General features: G+C 71.0%; 1 protein-coding gene. It reads right to left on the bottom strand.

Going from position 1 to position 528, the window contains the following annotated elements; all coding sequences use genetic code 11:
• A partial coding sequence (locus CCN72_RS17995) for a helix-turn-helix domain-containing protein (protein ID WP_143664126.1) occupies positions 1-257 on the bottom strand: 257 nt, incomplete at its 3' end.
• Between the last annotated feature and the right edge of the window lie 271 nt (positions 258-528).

The raw sequence follows: 528 nt of genomic DNA on the forward strand, positions 1-528 counted from the left end.
TTCTTCCCCCGCCCCGCGTCCGCCAGCACCCAACTCCGGTGCAGCGCCACGAGTTCCTCCGGCGACGCCCCGCAGAGCCGTGCCATCCGCTCCACCGGGGCGTAGTCCGTCGGTACGGCCTCCCCGTTGCAGTAGCGGTGCAGCGTCGACGTGCTCATGTGGAGCCGCTTGGCGAGCATGCCGTAGCTGTGCCCTGAGCGGTCCTTCAACTCCCGCAGCCGCTCGGCGAACCCGGTCCCCCCGGTGCTTTCCGACACGATCCGTCCCCTCCCCTGTCCCATTCCCCCGTTCCAGGGAAGGGACGTTCTTGCAGGTCAACACCTATGTGGCCGTTCCAGCGTCCCGGATCGGCCGCCGGGGCTGGCGGGCGGGACAACACGGCACGCAGGCTGTGGACATCCAAGCACTCCACGACCCGGAAGCGAGAAGCGCCATGCGCAACCGCCGTACCCTCCGCACCCGTACCCCCCTGCTCGCCGTGGCCGGCGCCGCCCTCGCCGCGCTCGCCCTGACCGCGTGCGACAACGG

The sequence above is a fragment of the Streptomyces murinus genome (assembly GCF_002154555.1).
Taxonomy (GTDB): Bacteria; Actinomycetota; Actinomycetes; order Streptomycetales; family Streptomycetaceae; genus Streptomyces; species Streptomyces murinus.